This window comes from Methylobacterium sp. P5_C11 (assembly GCF_054049775.1).
In genome coordinates this window covers 1-18,011 of record NZ_JBFULS010000044.1, presented here as the reverse complement: position 1 = coordinate 18,011, position 18,011 = coordinate 1, and the positions used below count along the sequence as shown (strand labels likewise).

Sequence of the window (18,011 nt, the reverse complement as noted above, 5' to 3'; positions counted from 1 at the left end):
GCCTCCTCCTCCCTGCGCCCGATCCACCACCGTCTTTGCGAGCGCAGCGAAGCAATCCAGCAGCGCCCCGTTTGGGAGCGTGGCGCATCCCTGGGTCGCTTCGCTGCGCTCGCGATGACGGCGTGGGGATCGGCACCGAAACCGCCTCACACCGCGAGGTGGTCGATGACGCGCGCCTGCGCCTCCGGCGCCCGGGCCGGGCCGCTGTCGACGATCTCGCCGAGCTTGAGGACGGCGTAGCGGTCGGCCAGCGCCAGCGCGAAGGCGACGTGCTGCTCCACCACCAGCATGGACACGCCCGCCGCCCGCTCGGCGTGAAGCACGCCGCGCAGGCGCTCGACCATCGAGGGCTGCACGCCCTCGGAGATCTCGTCGATGAGGAGCAGGCGCGGGCGCAGCATCAGGGCGCGCCCGAGGATCAGCATCTTCTGCTCGCCCCCGGACAGGGTGCCGGCCCGCTGGGCCAGTCGGTCCTTCAGGAACGGGAAATGGCCGAACAGCCGCTCCAGCGCCTCGGGCAGCATCCGGTCGGAGGGCACCGCGAGGCGCAGGTTGTCGCGGATCGACAGGTCCTGGAACAGGGGCTGCTCCTGCGGGGCGTAGCCGACGCCGAGCGCGTTGAGCTTGGCCGGCGTGAGGCCGGCCAGCGCCTGGCCGCCGACCGTGACGGCGCCCCCGCGCAGGGCCACCATCCCCAGGACGGTCTTGAGCAGGGTGGTCTTGCCCATGCCGTTCTTGCCGAGCAGCGCCACGATCTCCCCCGGCCCGACCGACAGGGACACGTCCTTCACTATGGCGACGGCGCCGTAGCCGCTCGACACCCTGTCGAGGGCGAGGGCGGAACCTGCCGGTGCACCCTGCCGTGCTGCCTCACCCATGGCCGCCTCCCGAGTAGATGGTCCGGACCAGTTCCGAGCCGACGACCGCGTCGACGGTGCCGTCGAGGACGAGCCGGCCCTGGTGCAGCACCACGATCCGGGACGAGATCTCGCGCACGAAGTCGAGGTCGTGCTCGACCAGCACGGCGGCGATCCGGCCCTCGGCGGTGAGCGCCTTGAGGACGGTCCCGATGGTGGTGCGCTCGGCCTTGGTCAGGCCGGCGGTGGGCTCGTCGAGCAGGATCAGCCGCGGCTCCAGGGCCACCACCATGGCGAGCTCCAGCGCCTGCTTCTGGCCGTGCGACAGGAGGCGCGTCGGCCGGGTCAGCAGGTGGTCGAGGCCGGTCATGCGCAGGACGTCGAGGGCCGGCTGCGGCAGGCCCAGCGTCTCCGCCTGCCCGACCGGGCTCAGGCCGTCGCGGGACGCCCGGGCGAGCCGCAGGCAGTCGGCCACCGACAGGCTCTCGAACACGCTCGCCACCTGGAACTTGCGCCCGACGCCGAGGCCGACGATCCGGTTCGGCGTCAGCCCGGTGATCGGCGTACCGCCGACCGCGATGGCGCCCCTGAACGGCTCGGTGCCGTCGCTGAGGCAGCGCATCAGGGTGGTCTTGCCGGCGCCGTTGGGGCCGACGAGGCTGACGAACTCGCCTGCGCGGATCTCCAGGTCGATGCCCTCCAGCACCGTCAGGGCGCCGTAGGCCTTGGCGAGGTTCTCGACCTTGAGGATCGGGAGTCCGGTCCCGGCCGGCTCCGTGCCGGCCGCCCGCGCGACGAGGCGCGGCGGCGCGGCCTCCCGCCGGCCCACCGGCAGCGCCCGCCACAGGCGGCCGACGAGGTCGGCGAGGCCGCCCGGCAGCAGGATGATGATGGCCACGAAGGCCGTCCCCAGGAGGAGCTGCCAGAGGAACGGCAGGTCGCCCGAGAGGTTCGCCGCGAGGTAGTCGATCGCGATGGTGCCGAGCACCGGGCCGAGCAGCGTGCCGCGGCCGCCGAGCGCCACCCAGATGACCAGCTCGGTGCCGAACAGGAAGCCGGCATTCTCGGGCGCGACCACCCCCGAGGCGTTGGCGAACAGGAAGCCGGCGAGCCCCGCGATCCCGGCGAGCGCGGCGGTCAGCCGGATCTGCAGGCGCCGCGGGTTGAGGCCGAGATAGGCGCAGCGCGCCTCGTTGTCCCGGAGCGCCACGAGGGCACGGCCGGCATCGGCCCGGACCAGGATCCAGGCCGCCAGCGTGACGGCGATCAGGAACAGCGCCGCGAGGCGGAAATAGCCCTCGATCTCGAAGGGCAGCACGTCGAAGCCGACGAGGCCGCTGCTGGAGCCGGTCCATTCCCCGCCCGAGTAGATGAGCTGCACCACGACGATCGGGACGACCAGCGAGATCACCGAGGCGTAGAGCGGTGTCGAGCGGTGGTAGAAGGACAGCCAGCCGACCGCGAGGCCGAGGAGCGCCGGCACGACGAGCGACGCCGCGACCGCCGCGGCGATCCCCAGCGGCGTCGCCCCGTAGGCGGCGAGGATCATCGCGGTGGCGTAGGCGCCGACGCCGAAGAACGCCGCCTGCCCGAAGGTCAGGATCCCCGCGAAGCCCCAGAGCAGGTCCACCGTGACGGCCAGCACCGCGTAGATCATCGAGCGGGTCAGGACGTTGACCGCGAAGGTGTCGAGGAACAGCGGCGCGATCCAGAGGGCCAGCGCCGCCAGGGCCGCGACCACGAAGGGCGCGGCGCGGGACATGCGGCGTCCGCGGGGCGCCGCGGCGGCGCGCTCGGCGACGGGCAGGGTCTCAAGCACGGGAGAAACCTTTCGGGCTGATCCGCAGCACGAGGGCGGCCAGCACCGCGACGGCGATGCTGCCCAGGATCGGGCTCACGAAGGTGCTGATCAGGACCTGCGCGGCCCCGAAGACGAGGCAGGCCGCCGCGAGCGCCAGGTACGAGGCGTCGGCGACCATCACCAGCATGAAGGCGCCGATCAGCCAGGAGACGCCCATGTTCGGGTCGACGCTGGTGAGCGGCGTCAGCAGGACGCCGGCGAGGCCCGCGAAGCCGGCGCCGAGCATGAACACGACGAGGCGCACGCGGCCCGTGTCGATGCCGAGGCTGCGCGCCAGGGTCTCGTTCATGATCACCGCCCGAGCCGAGAGGCCGAGCCGGGTCCGCTCGATGGTCAGCGCGAACAGCGTGCCGATCGCCAGGGCGATGCCGAGCGCGACGAGCCGGTAGGCGGAGTAGTCGACGCCGAGGATCTCGACGGTGCCGGCGTAGAGGTTCGGGGTGAGCTGGACGTCCCGGCCGAAGGCCAGGGTGATGAGCTGCCCGATCACGATGCCGAGCCCCCAGGTGGCGAGGATCGCGTCCAGCGGCCGCCGGTAGAGCGGGCGGATGATGAAGTGCTCGGCGAGGCCGCCCAACGCCGCGCCGACCGCGAAGGCCAGCGGCAGGGCCAGCCACGGATTGAGCCCGAGCCTGGCGGTCACCACCGCGCAGTAGGCGCCGACCGTCAGCCACGCCCCGTGGGCGAAGTTGATGATCTTGAGCACGCCGAAGATCGCCAGGAGGCCGATCGCGACGATGAACAGGATCGCCGCCGTGGTCAGGATATCGAGGGTGAGCAGCATCGGGGATTCCGTGTGCGCGTGTCGTCGCGGGCTGAGGGAGGCATGTGGCGGGTGACGACGGTCCCCTCCCCCTCTGCGGGCTTGCCGAGTCACGTATCGACCGCGGCACCGCGGCTTCCGGACCGGGCGCGGGTCCCCTCTCCCGTGCGGGAGAGGGACTGGGTGAGGGGTGTGACCTCTCCGGAGAAGTCTCGTCCAAGACAGCGCGACGACGGCGCGCTCGATCCAGGAGCGTCTAATCCCTCACCCCAACCCTCTCCCGCACGGGAGAGGGGGCACGTGGCGCTCCGTGATCGACGTCGGCGCGAGACGGGTGGATATCGTCACCCGGGAGGGCAAGGCCTCGTGCCCCGCCCCTCATTGCAGCTTCGGGCACTGCGCGCCGGGATCGACGTCCTTGAAGCTCCCGGCGACCTTCACGGTGCCGTCCTTCTGGATCTGGCCGAGATACATGGTCAGCGGCGCGTGGTGCTGCTTGCTCATGGTGATCGTGCCCCGCGGCCCCGTGAAGCTCACGGTCGGCAGCGCCTCCAGCACCTTGGCGGTCTCGGTCCCGCCCGCCTTCTCGACGGCGGCCTTGTAGAGGTAGATCGCCTCGTATTCCGGCACCGAGAGGTCGTTCGGGGTGCGCAGCTCCGCGCCGAACTTCTTCTGCATCGCCGCCAGGAAGGCCTTGTTCTCCGCGCTGTCGATCCCGGTGACGTAGGAAGCCGAGAGGTAGACGCCCTCGGCGTCCGCGCCCATGCTCTTGGCCGTCCCCTCGTCCAGGGCGAGGTTGGCGAAGGGCAGCGTCACACCCGCGCCGCGCAGCTGCTTGGTCAGCGTCACGTTCGGCGCGCCGCCCGCGGTCGAGGTGATCAGCGCGTCGGGCTTGGCCTCCTTCAGCTTGGAGATGATCGCCGTCCAGTCGCTCCCGTCCATCGGCAGGTATTCCTCGCCCAGAACCTTGCCGCCGGTCTTCTCGACGTAGCTCTTGGCGAAGCCCAGCATGCCGCGACCGAAGGCGTAGTCGCTGCCGATCAGGAAGTAGGTCTTGGCGCCCTTCGCCTTGAAGGCGTCCACCACCGGCGGAACCTGCTGCTCCGGCACCCAGGCGTCCACGAACATGTTCTTGTTGCAGGAATGGCCCTCGTAGAACGAGGTGTAGATGTACGGCACCTTGCCCTTGGTGACGGCGGGCAGTCCGGCGTTGCGGGCCGCGCTCGTCTCCATCGAGATCAGGACGTCGACCTTCTTCTGGTAGATCAGGCTGTCGAAGGCCTTCTGGGCGCCGGCCGCCCCGGAGGCGTCGTCGGCCACTTCCAGGGCGAGCTTACGACCGAGGACGCCGCCCTTGGCGTTGATCTCCTCGACAGCGAGTTCGGCCGACTGCACCACCGAGGGCGCCACGACGCTGTTGGCACCCGACAGGCCGATCGGGATGCCGATGACGATCGGCTTGGAATCGGCGGCCTGCGCGGCCGTGGCGGCGAGGGCGAGCGCCGTGGCGCCGACGAGGGACCATTTCACCATGAACGAGCTCCTTGGGACGGACGGGGGCGGATACGGATCGCGGATCAGCCGTAGATGTCGGTGCGGCGGTCGCGCAGCAGGGAATTGTGCGTGTTCAGGTCCTTGCGGCCGGCCTCGGCGAGGTCGACCAGCGCCGAGAGGGTCTCGGTGCGGTCCCGGCTCGCCGGGCCGGCGAGCGGCCAGCCCTTGGGGCCGATGATCAGGCTCTGGCCCTCGAAGGGTTGGCCGCGCTCGATCCCGACCCGGTCGGCGCAGGCGATGAAGATGCCGTTCGAATGGGCCGCCGCGCGGTGCAGGGTGTTGGCCATGGCGGCCTCGCCCGCGGGCTGGTCGGGCATCGGCACCCAGTTGGTCGGGATGCAGACGATCTCGGCGCCGCCGAGCGCCAGCTGCCGGAAGGTCTCGGGGAACCAGCCGTCGTAGCAGATCGCGACGCCGACCTTGCCGAGCGCCGTTTCGAAGACCGGGAAGCCGAGGTCACCCTTGGCGAAGAACACGTTCTCCTGGTCCCAGAGATGCGCCTTGCGGTAGGTGCCGATGTAGCCCTCAGGCCCGACGATCACGGCGGCGTTGTAGAGGACGTCGCCGGCGGATTCGGCGATCCCCGCCACGACGTGCACGCCGAGTTCCGCGGCGAGCGCCGCCCAGGCCCGGGTGGTCGGCCCGTCCGGTACCGGCTCGGCGAGCGCGGCGGCCTCCGCGGCGGAGTCGAACACGTAGCCGGTGCTGGCGAGTTCCGGCAGCACGATCAGCCGGCCGCCCTCCGCGGCGGCGGCGCGGACGAGATCCGACGCACGGGCCATATTGGCCGCAACTTCGCCGATCTGCGGCTCGAACTGGATACAGGAGACCCGTATCGGTGGGCGCGCGGAACCGTTCGCTTGGATCATGAAAGCTCCAAAACGCAAAAAGCCCCTGGGCACGGACGCAATCGTCCGCGAACCAGAGGCTTCAAAGCCGTGATGTAGTGCAGCAATCCTGCTGCGGGGCAACCTTGCCCGGTTAGACTACGATACGCGCCCCGGTACGGACTGCAAGACCATAAATGCGGCAGGCTGCTGCGATCAGGTCTTTTCCGCCAACGCGATGCGCAGGCCGAGACCGCTCATCGCCTCGTGGGCCGAGACCACGCTCTCGGCGACGCTCGACATCGGCACGCGGGCGGCGGTGGCCCGGTCCCGGAGCAGCTTGTAGGCGGCGTCCTCGTCGATCCGGTTCAGGTCCACGAGCAGCCGGACCGCCTTCTCGACGGTGCGGCGGCCCTTCATGGTCTCCTCCAGCCGGTTGATCTTGCTGGTGAGCCGGCCCTCGTAGCCGCGCCGGTAGCGGGCCAGGGCGAACTGGGTCAGCACGCCCCGCGGATGGAGCGGCTTGTTGAGCACGCCGTGGGCGTTGACGTCGGCGATCGCCTTCAGGGAGGTCGGGCTCTCGTAGGCCACGATGGCGATCACGGCGGGCTCCAGCGCCTCGATCGACGGCAGCAGGTGCATCACCTGGGCGTCGTCGAGCTGGATGAACAGGGTATCGATGTCGGCCGGCAGGGCGGCGGGCGGCGGCCACGCCAGGGACACCGCGCAGCCGAGGCGGCGGAGCTGCTCCAGCAGCGCGGCGCCCTCCTCGTCCTTGGGGTGGATGACGAGGGCGCGGGCGCGCCGCAGGTCGTCCAGGATCTTGCGGGCGGGGGCGGTCACGCGGCGAGCCCCTCCTCCAGCCAGTTCGTCTCGAACCGGGACCACGCGAGATAGGGATCGGGCCGCACAGGCCGCCGCGCCCGCCAGACCACGTCGAACTGACCGTCCGCGCGGGCGACGCCGATGCCGGGGGTGAGCCAGATGTGGCGGGTCTCGCCGTCGAAGGCGAGGTCGCCCTCCGGCGCCGCGAGGCGCTGCCGCAGGGCCGCCGCGCCGAGGCGCTCGGCGTCGAGGGTGCCGGCCTCCGTGAGTGCCCGGGCGAAGAGATGGACCTGCGCGTAGGCGGTCTCCGACCACATGCTGGTGGGGCGCTCGGGCCCGAACCGGGCCTGGAAGGCGGCGACGAAGCGCCGGTTCTCCTCGCTTGCGAGCGACCCGAAATACGGGGCCGCCAGGACGTGGCCGGTGCAGTGCTCGGGGCCGATCGCGTGGATCTGGCCCTCCGCCAGGGTCAGGCTGGCGATCGGGCAGCGGGCGCGGTCGATGCCGGATTCCGCGTAGGCGCGGTAGAGCCGCTCGGCCCCGCGCCCCACCACGGTGGAGAAGACCGCGTCCGGCGCGGCGTCGCGGATCGCCGCGATCATGGCGGCGTGGGCCGCGTCATCCGCGTCGAGGGCCGCGTACAGCTCGCCCACGATGGTCCCGCCCTTCGCCTCGATCAGGTCGCGCATGACCCGGTTCGATTCCCGCGGGTAGATGTAGTCGGACCCGATCAGGAAGATCCGCCGCCCCTGCTCCTGCAGGAGGTAGTCGGCCAGGGCGAAGACGTTCTGGTTGAGGGTCGCGCCGGTGTAGATGATGTTCTCCGAGTACTCGAAGCCCTCGTAGATCGACGGGTACCAGAGCAGGCCGTTGTGCCGCTCCATGGTGGACAGCACCGACTTCCGGCTCGCCGAGAGCGAGCAGCCGAACACCACCTCGACCCCGTCCTCGGCGAGCATCCGCCGGGCCAGGGTGCGGTAGGCGTCGATGTCGCCGGCGGGATCGTAGCAGACCGGCTCGATCGGGCGGCCGAGCACGCCGCCGGCCGTGTTGATCTCCTCGATGGCGAGGGCTGTGCCGAGGAAGTGCTCGGTCTCGGTGACGCCGCTCACCCCGCTGCGGGAGAACAGGACGCCGACCCGCCACGTCGCTTCATCCTTGGCCGCCATGGTCCCCCCGGGCTCGCCGCAGGCGCCCGGACGGCTGCGCGCCCCGCTGTCCTAGCCGAGGGAGGACCCGCCGCGAAAGCCGTTCCCCGGGCCGCCGGGGGCGGACCCGGGGGGAAAGGGGGCAACGCCGCGTCCCGCGGGTCCGGCCGCCCTCACCCGGCGGCCGGACCCGCCGTCCGCGCCGGCCGGCTCACGAACCGGGAGCCGGCGAGCAGGAAGCGCCAGGGCGTCTCGGCGCCGCGGCTGATCCCGATGCGCCGGTCGCTGACCACGTCGACGGCCTCGGGGTCGCCCGGGGCGCGGGGCTCGAACCGGAACGGCGCCCGCGCGAGGGGCGCGCCGTCCAGCGCGTCGGTGACGCCGAGGGCCTGGCAGAGGCGACCGGGGCCGGCGCAGAGGAGGCGCGGCGCCTCCGTGCCCCGGCGGGCCGCCATGGCGGCGAGCCCCTCGGTGGGCGCGAGGGCGCGGAGCAGCACGGCGCTGCCGGGCTCGCAGACGAGGTTCAGGCACCAGTGCATCCCGTAGGAGCGGTACACGTAGGCGTGGGCCGGCGGCCCGAACATGCTGGCGTTGCGCCGCGTCGGGCCGCGGAAGCTGTGGGAGGCCGGATCGCTGCGGTCGTAGGCCTCGGTCTCGACGATGATCCCGCCCGCCGCGCCGACGAACAGACGGGCGCCGATCAGGTCGCGGGCCACCGCGGCGGCGCTTCGGGCGAAGAAGGGCTCCAGCATCGGGACTCCCGGGGCGGCGTTCCGGCGGGCGCGCCGAAGAACGCGTGAATGGCGGTCGCGGAGAAATAAATCGGGCGGGGCAGAAGTCTTGCTGGTACGAGGGGCCGTGAATGGCGGTCTCAGAACCGATCCCTTCGGACCTCCCAGCATGGTGCGCACAGCCTCGACCGCGACGCTCCGGTCCGCCGATGCGGGCGCGCAACCCCGATCCGCCGCGCAGGCCGCGCGGATCCGCCTGAACCTGCGGCGCCTCCGGCTGGCCAGCGGCCTGATTCTGTTCGGCTACGTGCTGACCCACCTGCTCAACCACGCCCTGGGCAACGTCTCCCTCGACGCCATGGAGGACGGCCTCGACCTCGTCACCGCCGTCTGGCTGAACCCCGTCGGCCTGACGCTGCTCTACGGCGCGCTGGTGACCCATCTGCTGCTCGGGCTCCAGGCGCTCTACGCGGCCCGCTTCTTCCACTGGCGGCCCTCCGAGGCCCTGCAGCTGGTCTCCGGCCTGCTGATCCCGACGCTCCTCATCAGCCACATCACGGCGACCCGGATCTCCTTCGTCACCGAGGGGCTCGACAAGGGCTACGCGCAGGAACTCTACGCCTTCTGGATCGCCTCGCCGACGCAGGGCCTCCTGCAGGTGACGGTCCTGGTCCTGGCCTGGATCCACGGCTGCATGGGCCTGTATTTCTGGCTGCGGCTGAAGCCCGCCTTCGGGAGGATCGCGCCCTGGCTGCTGGCGCTGGCGGTGCTGGTGCCGGTCCTGGCGCTGCTGGGCTTCGCGCAGGGCGGCCGGATGATCCTCACCCTGGCGCAGGATCCGGCGTGGCGGGCGGTGGCCCTCCAGCCGGTCCATGTCGGGCTGCCCGATCAGGTGGCGCGGCTCGCCGCCATCCGGAACGGGCTGCTCGGGACCTATGCGGGCCTCGTGGCGGCGGTCCTCGTGGCCCGCGGCGCGCGGACGCTGGCCGAGGTCAAGCGCGGCACGATCCGGCTCAGCTATCCGGACGGCCGGGTGGTGCGGGTGCCCCGGGGCACCAGCGTGCTGGAGGCGAGCCGGCGCAACCGGATCCCCCATGCCAGCGTCTGCGGCGGCCGCGGGCGGTGCTCGACCTGCCGGATCCGGGTGACGGACGGCAGCGACGGCGCGCCCACGCCCGGCCGCACCGAGCGGGCGGTGCTGGAGCGCATCGCCGCCGGCCCGGGGGTGCGCCTCGCCTGCCAGTTCCGGCCCGAGACCGACATGGCCGTGGTGCCGCTGCTCCCGCCGCAGCCGCGCGTGCGCCAGGCCGACCTGCTAGACCGGGCGCAGTCCGGCGAGGAGCGCTTCATCGTGGCGATGTTCGTCGACCTGCGCGGCTCGACGCGGCTCGCCGAGGAGCGCCTGCCCTACGACACGGTGTTCATCATCAACCGCTTCCTCGGCGCGGTCGGCGACGCCGTGCGGGAGGCCGGCGGCTCGACCAACCAGTTCCTCGGCGACGGTCTGCTCGCGCTGTTCGGCCTGGAGACGGAGCCCGAACAGGCCGCCCGGGACGCCCTGCGGGCGATCGACCTCATCGCCGAGGCCGTCGACACCCTGAACCGGCTGCTGGCGGCCGATCTGGAGCACACGCTCCGGTACGGGATCGGCGTGCATGCGGGTCCCGCCATCGTCGGCGAGATGGGCGATGCCACCGATGCCCGCTTCACGGCGCTCGGCGACACCGTCAACGTCGCCGCCCGCCTCCAGGGGCTGACCAAGACCCTCGGCTGCGTCGCCGTGGTGTCGGAGGCGGTCTATCGGGCGGCCCGCGTGGCGCCGGCGCGGATCCGGGACGCGGCGGTGGACGGCCGGTCCGAGGCCGTGCGGGTCAGCACCCTGGGCAGCCTCTGATGCTTCCGTCCTTGCGAGCGCAGCGAAGCAATCCAGGGTGGCGCCGACCCTGCAGACGTCCCGCTGCCCTGGGTCGCTTCGCTGCGCTCGCGATGACGGGTGATCCGCAAGGCGACCGCATGACCTGCCCCCCTCAGGCCCGCTGCCGCGCCGATCCCAGGCGCGGCGCCAGGATCAGCATCAGCGGCACCACGGCGAGCGCGGTCCCGGCCGCCGCCACGGCCGCCCAGCGCGGGCCGGCCGCGTCGCCGAGCCGCCCGTAGAGCAGCGGCGCCGCCAGCGCGCTGCCGCCGAGCGTCCAGGTGTAGAACACCGCGAAGGCCCGCTCGACCCGGCCGCCCGGGGCCAGCTCCGGCACCGTCCCGTAGAGCACCGACGAGGTGCCGTTCAGCATCACGCCGAGGAGCGGCAGCAGGATCAGCCCGGGCGCCAGCGGGAGGACGATCACCGCCAGGATCGCGAGCGCCGTGCCGGTCTCGGTGAGGATCACGGTCCGGGTCACGCCGAGGCGTTCCCCGAGGCGCCCGCAAACCGCCTTGCCCAGCGCGCCGCCGACGAAGACCAGCGACAGCGCGAGGCCCACCGTGGTCAGCGCCGCACCCTTGTCCTGCAGAAGGAACGGCAGGTACAGCAGGAAGGCCGGCCGCGCGGCGTTGTCGAGCATGCCGATGGCGACGAGCAGCCGGAAGCCGCGCCGCGAGCCGGCCGCGGGTCGGCTGGCCGTCCGTCCGGAGGGCGTGCACTCGCCGCGTGAGGCCGGCTCACGCGGCAGCAGCCACCCGACGGCCAGCGCGACCACGATCCCCGCGCCGGCGATCACCCAGAGCGCGTGCCGCCAGCCCGTCAGCGTCAGCAGCAGGCCGACCACGGGCGGGACCGCCGCCTTCCCGAGGTCGCCGGTGAAATTGTAGGTGCCGAGGGGTCCCCGCGCCCCGGGGCCGTAGGCCCGGGCGATCACCGCCGAGGCCAGGGGATGCTGGGTGCTGCTGCCGGCGCCGCCGAGCAGGAGCCCGATGCCGAGCCCGATGAGGCCGCCCGAGGCACCGGCGATCGCGTAGCCGGCCGCGCTGAGGAGCGTGCCGAGCACCAGCACGGTGCGCGCGCCCCAGGACTGGGCGAGGCGGCTCGCCGGCATCTGCAGCGCCGCCAGGGCGCCGTTGTAGAGGGAGCGCAGGAGGGCCAGGGCCACGTAGTCGAGCCCGAACTCCGCCTGCCAGACCGGCAGCAGCACGTAGATCAGGTCGGTGTAGCCGTCGTGCAGGGCGTGATTGAATCCGGTGGCCACCAGGGTCCGCCGGGCCTCCGGCAGGGACGCGGTTTCGGAAGACGCGGTCAGATCGGACGCGACGGACATCCAGCCATCCTTCGTGGTTCCGAGCCAGGATGGCGCCCTGGCCCGGGGCTGACAAACGACTTAAGCTGACGCTCGCGTGAGGAAACCTGACCCGTGCACCGCCGCCTGCCGTCGCTGAACGCCCTGAAGGCCTTCGAGGCGGCCGCGCGGCACGGGAGCTTCACCCGGGCCGCCGACGAGCTGCGGGTGACCCACGGGGCCGTCAGCCGGCACGTGCAGATGCTGGAGGGCTGGCTCGGGCTGCCGCTGTTCGAGCGCCACAACCGGCGCGTGGTCCTCACCGAGGCCGGCAGGGCCTACGCCACCGAGATCGGCGCCGCCCTCGACCGGATCGCCCTGGCCACGGCCCGCCAGGCCGAGCGCGGCCGGCCGCGCCTGCTGCACGTGAATGCGCTCGCCACCTTCACGTTGCGCTGGCTGATCCCCCGCCTGTCCGGCTTCCAGGTGGCCAACCCCGCGATCGAGGTCCGGCTCACGACCTCCAACGTGCCCCTGGCGCACCTCGCGGAGTCGTTCGATGTCGCGATCCGCGGCGGTCCGGAGACGCGCCCGGGCCATCGCGCGGAGCCGTTCCTGTCCGAGCGCCGCATCCCGGTCTGCAGCCCGGCCCTCCTGCAGCGCCTGCCCCTCCAGACACCGGAGGACCTCCGGCAGCACACGCTGCTGCACGCCGCGACGCTCCCGCGGGTCTGGCCGGACTGGCTGCAGGCGGCGGACGTGCCGGACCTGCAACCGCAGGCCTCGGTGACGCTGGAACACTTCTACCTGACCCTCCAGGCCGCCCTCGACGGCCTCGGGGTCGCCATGGGGCCGGAGCGGCTGATCGCCGACGACGTGGCGGCCGGCCGCCTGACCCTGCCCTTCGCGGCCCCCGCCCTGCCGGCGCGGAGCTACTACACCTACGTCCCCGAGCCGCGAGCCGAGGACCCGGCGGTGCGGGCCTTCTGCGCCTGGCTCGCCGACGCGGCCCGGCGGCCGTGAGATCCCGTCTTTGCGAGCGGAGCGAAGCAACCCAGTGTCGCGCCACACTGACAGGCGTCGCGTTGGCCTGGATTGCTTCGCTGCGCTCGCAAAGACGATCGTGGCGCGCAGTCGGGGATGGCGCGCCTCCTCCGTCCGGCGCATGGATCGGATCCGGAACGCCCCCGATACAGTCCGGGTTGGCGTCAGACGCTTCTGCCGAAGGTGACCGCATGGCGCGCAAGCGTCTCCGCCCGACCATCGAGAGCCTGATCGAATCCCTCGGGCGGCTCGGCCTCTCCCCGGACGCGGTCGACCTCGACCGGCTGCTCGCCCAGCTCGACCTGCCCGATTACGGCGCCGAGGTGGAGGACGACCGCGTCGCCGGGGCGCTCCGCGCGATGCAGGCGGCCCGAGCCTTCGCGGAGACCGGAATCCCCGCGATCCGGAAAGCGATCCCCAATCTCCGGGCCGTGGTCACCAAGGACCACCGCATCACTTGGCTGATCCGGACCGAGATCCCGCTCCTCGACAACGGCCGCCTGGACCTGCGGCTCGACATCGCCCCCGAGCCGGAGGCGGCCGAGATCCTGGCGCGCATGGGCGCCCGGAACGACCCGGCCCACCGCCTGGAGCCCTTGCGCGACGCCGTGGCGCGCACCGCCCTTCAGGCGACCCGCGCCCTGCACAAGCCGGTCGACCGGCTGCGGGCGCAGCTCCTCGTCGACCTGCGCGAGGTCGGGGCGGATGCCGCCGCCTACATCGCCCACATGGACCGCTCCCTCCGGTCCCGGGTGTTCACCTACGGCCCGAAGCTCGCCCGCGGCCTCAACGACACGCTCACCCCCGTGCGCCGGCACGCCAAGGCGGTGGCCCGCGAGGGCTCGCGCCTGCGGCGCCTGCGCGATCAGGTCGGCTTCGGCGCCTATATCGAGCGCTTCACCGCCGCCCGGCGCCTCAACCGGACGATCCTGTTCCACATGGGGCCGACCAATTCCGGCAAGACCTACGCGGCGCTCCAGCACCTGATGGCGGCCGAGACCGGCGCCTACCTCGCGCCGCTGCGCCTCCTGGCGCTGGAGAATTTCGAGACCCTGCGCGAGCGCGGCCTGCGCGCCGGCATGATCACCGGCGAGGAGGTGCTGGGCGAGGCCAACCCGACCCACACCGCCCGGACGATCGAGACCGCCGACCTGACGCGGCCCATCGACGTGGCGGTGATCGACGAGATCCAGATGCTGTCGGACCCCGACCGCGGCTGGGCCTGGACCAACGCGCTGTTCGGCGTCGCCGCCAAGACCGTCATCGTCTGTGGCTCCGACGACGCCCTGTCGTATGTCCGCCGCGCCGCCGAGGCCGCCAACGAGTCGCTGGAGGTGATCCCCTTCACCCGCAAGTCGCCGCTCCTGCTCCTGGAGGAGCCGGTGCCCCTGGAGAAGGTCGAGGCGGGCGACGCGGTCGTGGCCTTCTCCCGTCGGGCCGTGCACGAGAATCGCGAGATCCTCGTCGCCCGCGGCCACCGGGTGGCGACGATCTACGGCGCCCTGTCGCCGGAGGTCCGTCGGGCCGAGGCCGCGCGCTTCCGCTCCGGCGAGGCCAACGTGCTGGTGACCACTGACGCGATCGGCATGGGTCTCAATCTCGGGCCGCTCAAGCGGATCGTGTTCTCGGCGGTGCGCAAGTGGGACGGGACCGCCGAGCGGGCGCTGACCCACTCGGAGATCCGGCAGATCGCCGGCCGGGCCGGCCGCTACGGCCACCAGGATGTCGGCTACGTGGCGGCGACCGACCCGTTCGCCGCCGAGCCGATCCGCACCGCCCTCTCGGGCGCGCCGACGGCGCCCGCGGCCGACACGCGCTTCTTCGTCCGCCCGGATCTCGGGGCGATCCGCTCGGTGGCCGAGGAGATGCGCACGCACAGCCTGTACGAGGTGCTCACCCACTTCGCCCGCGCGACCTTCTACGCCGGCTCGCCGTTCCAGCCCTCGGCCCTGGAGGAGGTGCTGGAGGTCGCCCGGATCGTCGACCGGGCGCGGCTRCCGATCGAGGAGAAGTTCGCCTTCTCGGTCTGCCCGATCGACCGGCGCGACGAGATCGCCATGGGCCTGCTGGAGCGCTGGTGCCAGGCCCGGGCCGCCGGACTCACGGTGCCGGCGCTCCGGGGCAATCTCGCGGGCGCGCTGGACTACCAGGAGCGGACCGTGAAGCTCGCCAGCGCCTATCTGTGGCTGTCGCGGCGCTTCCCCGAGACCTTCGACGACGTGGACGCCATCCGCCACATGCGCGGCCGCGCCAACGACGCCATCGAGCAGCACCTGCGCGAGACCGCGACCCGCAAGGCCGAGCGCCGAACGCGGCGGACGGGCGGGGCGCGATGAGGCGGGACGGGACCACGCCCGGGGACTGTTACGGATTCCGCTGCGCGACGCCCCGAGGCGGCGGGGACGCCCATCGCCGGCGGGCCGTATCCGCCCGGTGAGAGGCGGCGTCCGGGGCGGCCGAGGCCCCGCGGCCTGCCATCCCGGCACGACCCGCCGAGGCGCGGCGGTCGCCCGCGACCGCCTGTCGCGTCGGAAAGATCCCGTGCCGGGCCGCGGATTCGTAACCGCGCCGAGCCCTTCGTTGAGCTCGCGGTCCTGGCGGCCTATGCATGGACCCCATGGACCTCCAAGCCTCCGCCCCACTCGCCTGCGCGTCTCCCGTCCGCAAGCCGCCGGCCGCAGCGGCGGCGCCGTTCCTGCCCATGAGCCGCGCCGAGATGACGGCGCTCGGGTGGGACGCGTGCGACATCGTTCTCGTGACGGGTGACGCCTACGTGGATCATCCGAGCTTCGGCATGGCCATCATCGGGAGGCTGCTGGAATCGCAGGGCTTCCGGGTCGGCATCATCGCCCAGCCCGACTGGCAGTCGGCGGAGCCGTTCAAGGCGCTCGGCAAGCCGCGGCTGTTCTTCGGCGTCACCGGCGGCAACCTCGATTCGATGGTGAACCGCTACACCGCGGACCGGCGGCTGCGCCACGACGACGCCTACACGGCGGGCGGCGAAGGCGGCCGGCGCCCGGACCGCTGCACCATCGTGTACACGCAGCGCTGCCGCGAGGCCTACAAGGACGTGCCGATCGTGCTCGGCGGCATCGAGGCGTCGCTGCGCCGCATCGCGCACTACGATTACTGGTCCGACAAGGTGCGCCGCTCGATCCTGGCGGACGCCAAGGCCGATCTGCTCCTCTACGGCAACGCCGAGCGCGCCGTGATCGAGGTGGCGAACCGCCTCGCGGCCGGCGCGGCACCGCACGAGCTCGACGCGATCCGGGGCGTCGCCCTGTTCCGCCGCGTGCCCGGCCATTACACCGAGCTGCCCGCCGACGACCTCGACTCGGCGGACGAGGCCGCCACCCGCCGGCCCGGCGACACCGTCATCCGGCTCCCCGCCTACGAGCAGGTCAAGGACGACAAGGAGGCCTATGCCCGCGCCTCGCGCGTCCTGCATCGGGAGGCCAATCCCGGCAACGCGCGTCCGCTCGTCCAGCGCCACGGCGACCGCGACCTGTGGCTCAACCCGCCGCCGATCCCGCTGACCAGCGACGAGATGGACGCGGTCTACGACCTGCCCTACGCCCGCGCCCCTCACCCGTCCTACGGCGACGCGAAGATCCCCGCCTGGGACATGATCAAGTTCTCGGTGACGATCATGCGCGGCTGCTTCGGCGGCTGTACCTTCTGCTCCATCACGGAGCACGAGGGCCGCGTCATCCAGAACCGCTCGGAGGGCTCGATCCTGCGCGAGATCGAGCGGATCCGCGACAAGACCCCGGGCTTCACGGGCGTGATCTCGGATGTCGGCGGCCCGACGGCGAACATGTACCGGATGGCCTGCAAGGACCCGAAGATCGAGGCGGCATGCCGGCTGCCCTCCTGCGTCTTCCCGGACATCTGCCCGAACCTGAACACGTCGCACGACGACCTGATCCGGCTCTACCGCAAGGTCCGCGAGGTGAAGGGCGTCAAGAAGGTGATGGTCGCCTCCGGCGTCCGCTACGACCTCGCGGTCCGAAGCCCGGAATACGTCAAGGAGCTCGTCACCCATCACGTCGGCGGCCGCCTGAAGATCGCGCCCGAGCACAYCGAGCGCGGCCCCCTCGACAAGATGATGAAGCCGGGGATCGGCACCTACGACCGCTTCAAGGAGATGTTCGACGCCGCTGCCAAGGAGGCCGGCAAGAAGTACTACCTGATCCCGTACTTCATCGCGGCGCATCCGGGCACGACCGACGCGGACATGATGCACCTCGCGCTCTGGCTGAAGAAGAACAACTACCGCGCCGACCAGGTCCAGACGTTCCTGCCCTCGCCGATGGCGACCGCCACGGCGATGTACCACACCGAGGTCAACCCCCTGCGGGGCGTGCGCCGCGGCGGCAGCGAGCCGGTCGAGGCGATCAAGGGGCTGCGCCAGCGGCGGCTGCACAAGGCGTTCCTGCGCTACCACGATCCCGAGAACTGGCCGCTGCTGCGCGAGGCGCTGCGGGAGATGGGCCGAGCCGACCTCATCGGGCCGCGCCCGGACCAGCTAGTGCCGTTCTCCCAACCGCCGGGAACAGGCGCAGGCGCGGGCAAGGCGGGGGACCGGCCACGACCCGTGCGCCACGGGGGTGGCGGCCTGCGTTTCACCACGAAGGGCGTCCCGCTGAGGAAGTGACGGTCTCGTCGCGGGGAATACCCGGGCCGGGGGCGGGCGCCCTCGGACCGGCCCGGGCGATCCGGGCACCCGGATATGCCCGTGATCGGGGACTGGATCCGTCGGTCCGAAGGTCTCGGGCATGGGCCGGCACTGGCGACGCAGCGCGACGGGTCGGTTCCGACGGGTCCGCCCTTCGAGCGGCCCGCGGGCTCGGAAATCCCGACCACGAAGGACTGAACGCACGAAGAAGCCGGTCCGCCTGAGCGGACCGGCTTCTGATCGACGGGGATCGATCGTCCTTGAAAACGAAAAACCCGCCGCGCATGTGAGCGTGGCGGGTTGTTTGGTATTGGGATTTGGTTGCGGGGACAGGATTTGAACCTGTGACCTTCAGGTTATGAGCCTGACGAGCTACCGGGCTGCTCCACCCCGCGCCAAGTGTGTGCGGCTGGTCCGGAGTGCGCCGGCTCGTGTGAGCGCGGGCGGTGTGTCCGGGGCCGGATCGGTGTTCGTGTCGAGGGAATGCCGGTCTGGACCGGTGTTGTTTGCGATGGGC

At 72.2% G+C, this 18,011-nt stretch carries 13 protein-coding genes and 1 tRNA gene; 4 read left to right on the top strand and 10 right to left on the bottom strand.

Going from position 1 to position 18,011, the window contains the following annotated elements; genetic code table 11:
• Positions 1–146: 146 nt before the first annotated feature.
• The 8 genes from ACXJKQ_RS20140 to ACXJKQ_RS20105 all read right to left on the bottom strand — a co-directional run bounded on the left by ACXJKQ_RS20140 (position 147) and on the right by ACXJKQ_RS20105 (position 8,587).
• Complete coding sequence (locus tag ACXJKQ_RS20140; protein ID WP_457107495.1) at positions 147–878, bottom strand: ABC transporter ATP-binding protein; 732 nt, start codon at positions 876–878, stop codon at positions 147–149.
• Positions 871–2,619 carry a branched-chain amino acid ABC transporter ATP-binding protein/permease gene (locus ACXJKQ_RS20135; protein ID WP_457107525.1) on the bottom strand — a complete coding sequence of 583 codons (1,749 nt, stop codon included), beginning with the start codon at positions 2,617–2,619 and terminating at the stop codon, positions 871–873. The genes ACXJKQ_RS20140 and ACXJKQ_RS20135 overlap by 8 nt, the downstream gene beginning before the upstream one ends.
• A gap of 49 nt (positions 2,620–2,668) precedes the next feature.
• The gene (locus tag ACXJKQ_RS20130; protein WP_457107494.1) at positions 2,669–3,502 is read right to left on the bottom strand and encodes a branched-chain amino acid ABC transporter permease; all 834 of its coding nucleotides are present in this window, start codon (positions 3,500–3,502) and stop codon (positions 2,669–2,671) included.
• A 357-nt stretch (positions 3,503–3,859) separates the two neighbouring features.
• Entirely contained in the window at positions 3,860–5,014 is a 1,155-nt protein-coding gene (locus ACXJKQ_RS20125; RefSeq protein WP_457107493.1) for a substrate-binding protein, read from the bottom strand.
• Between the two features lie 44 nt (positions 5,015–5,058).
• The gene (locus tag ACXJKQ_RS20120; protein ID WP_457107492.1) at positions 5,059–5,904 is read right to left on the bottom strand and encodes a nitrilase family protein; all 846 of its coding nucleotides are present in this window, start codon (positions 5,902–5,904) and stop codon (positions 5,059–5,061) included.
• Between the two features lie 174 nt (positions 5,905–6,078).
• Complete coding sequence (locus ACXJKQ_RS20115; protein WP_457107491.1) at positions 6,079–6,705, bottom strand: ANTAR domain-containing response regulator; 627 nt, start codon at positions 6,703–6,705, stop codon at positions 6,079–6,081.
• Positions 6,702–7,856 carry a transporter substrate-binding domain-containing protein gene (locus ACXJKQ_RS20110; RefSeq protein WP_457107490.1) on the bottom strand — a complete coding sequence of 385 codons (1,155 nt, stop codon included), beginning with the start codon at positions 7,854–7,856 and terminating at the stop codon, positions 6,702–6,704. The genes ACXJKQ_RS20115 and ACXJKQ_RS20110 overlap by 4 nt, the downstream gene beginning before the upstream one ends.
• 152 nt (positions 7,857–8,008) lie before the next feature.
• Positions 8,009–8,587, bottom strand: a complete 579-nt coding sequence (locus ACXJKQ_RS20105; protein WP_457107489.1) for a DNA-3-methyladenine glycosylase — start codon at positions 8,585–8,587, stop codon at positions 8,009–8,011.
• Between the two features lie 148 nt (positions 8,588–8,735).
• Here ACXJKQ_RS20105 and ACXJKQ_RS20100 point away from each other — a divergent pair, with 148 nt between their 5' ends.
• A complete protein-coding gene (locus ACXJKQ_RS20100) occupies positions 8,736–10,460 on the top strand; it encodes an adenylate/guanylate cyclase domain-containing protein (RefSeq protein ID WP_457107488.1) in 1,725 nt (574 codons plus the stop codon).
• Between the two features lie 133 nt (positions 10,461–10,593).
• On the opposite strand, the gene ACXJKQ_RS20095 is transcribed toward ACXJKQ_RS20100, so the two are convergent.
• Positions 10,594–11,814 (bottom strand): MFS transporter, encoded by a 1,221-nt coding sequence (locus ACXJKQ_RS20095; protein WP_457107487.1) that lies wholly within the window; start codon positions 11,812–11,814, stop codon positions 10,594–10,596.
• Between the two features lie 93 nt (positions 11,815–11,907).
• On the opposite strand from ACXJKQ_RS20095, the gene gcvA reads away from it, so the two are divergent.
• From gcvA to ACXJKQ_RS20080, 3 genes are all read left to right on the top strand, one after another.
• The gene (gene gcvA, locus ACXJKQ_RS20090) at positions 11,908–12,795 is read left to right on the top strand and encodes a transcriptional regulator GcvA (RefSeq protein ID WP_457107486.1); all 888 of its coding nucleotides are present in this window, start codon (positions 11,908–11,910) and stop codon (positions 12,793–12,795) included.
• A 212-nt stretch (positions 12,796–13,007) separates the two neighbouring features.
• Positions 13,008–15,152: a helicase-related protein gene (locus ACXJKQ_RS20085; RefSeq protein WP_457107485.1), complete on the top strand. Its 2,145-nt coding sequence runs from the start codon at positions 13,008–13,010 to the stop codon at positions 15,150–15,152.
• A gap of 272 nt (positions 15,153–15,424) precedes the next feature.
• Positions 15,425–17,473, top strand: a complete 2,049-nt coding sequence (locus ACXJKQ_RS20080) for a YgiQ family radical SAM protein (RefSeq protein ID WP_457107484.1) — start codon at positions 15,425–15,427, stop codon at positions 17,471–17,473.
• A gap of 339 nt (positions 17,474–17,812) precedes the next feature.
• On the opposite strand, the gene ACXJKQ_RS20075 is transcribed toward ACXJKQ_RS20080, so the two are convergent.
• Positions 17,813–17,889, bottom strand: a tRNA-Met gene (locus tag ACXJKQ_RS20075).
• Positions 17,890–18,011 lie beyond the last annotated feature (122 nt).

Coding starts and splice junctions, on each gene's coding strand:
- ACXJKQ_RS20140 (WP_457107495.1), bottom strand. CDS start 878: ATGGGTGAGGCAGCACGGCAGGGTGCACCGGCAGGTTCCGCCCTCGCC.
- ACXJKQ_RS20135 (WP_457107525.1), bottom strand. CDS start 2,619: ATGTCCCGCGCCGCGCCCTTCGTGGTCGCGGCCCTGGCGGCGCTGGCC.
- ACXJKQ_RS20130 (WP_457107494.1), bottom strand. CDS start 3,502: ATGCTGCTCACCCTCGATATCCTGACCACGGCGGCGATCCTGTTCATC.
- ACXJKQ_RS20125 (WP_457107493.1), bottom strand. CDS start 5,014: ATGGTGAAATGGTCCCTCGTCGGCGCCACGGCGCTCGCCCTCGCCGCC.
- ACXJKQ_RS20120 (WP_457107492.1), bottom strand. CDS start 5,904: ATGATCCAAGCGAACGGTTCCGCGCGCCCACCGATACGGGTCTCCTGT.
- ACXJKQ_RS20110 (WP_457107490.1), bottom strand. CDS start 7,856: ATGGCGGCCAAGGATGAAGCGACGTGGCGGGTCGGCGTCCTGTTCTCC.
- ACXJKQ_RS20105 (WP_457107489.1), bottom strand. CDS start 8,587: ATGCTGGAGCCCTTCTTCGCCCGAAGCGCCGCCGCGGTGGCCCGCGAC.
- ACXJKQ_RS20100 (WP_457107488.1), top strand. CDS start 8,736: ATGGTGCGCACAGCCTCGACCGCGACGCTCCGGTCCGCCGATGCGGGC.
- ACXJKQ_RS20095 (WP_457107487.1), bottom strand. CDS start 11,814: ATGTCCGTCGCGTCCGATCTGACCGCGTCTTCCGAAACCGCGTCCCTG.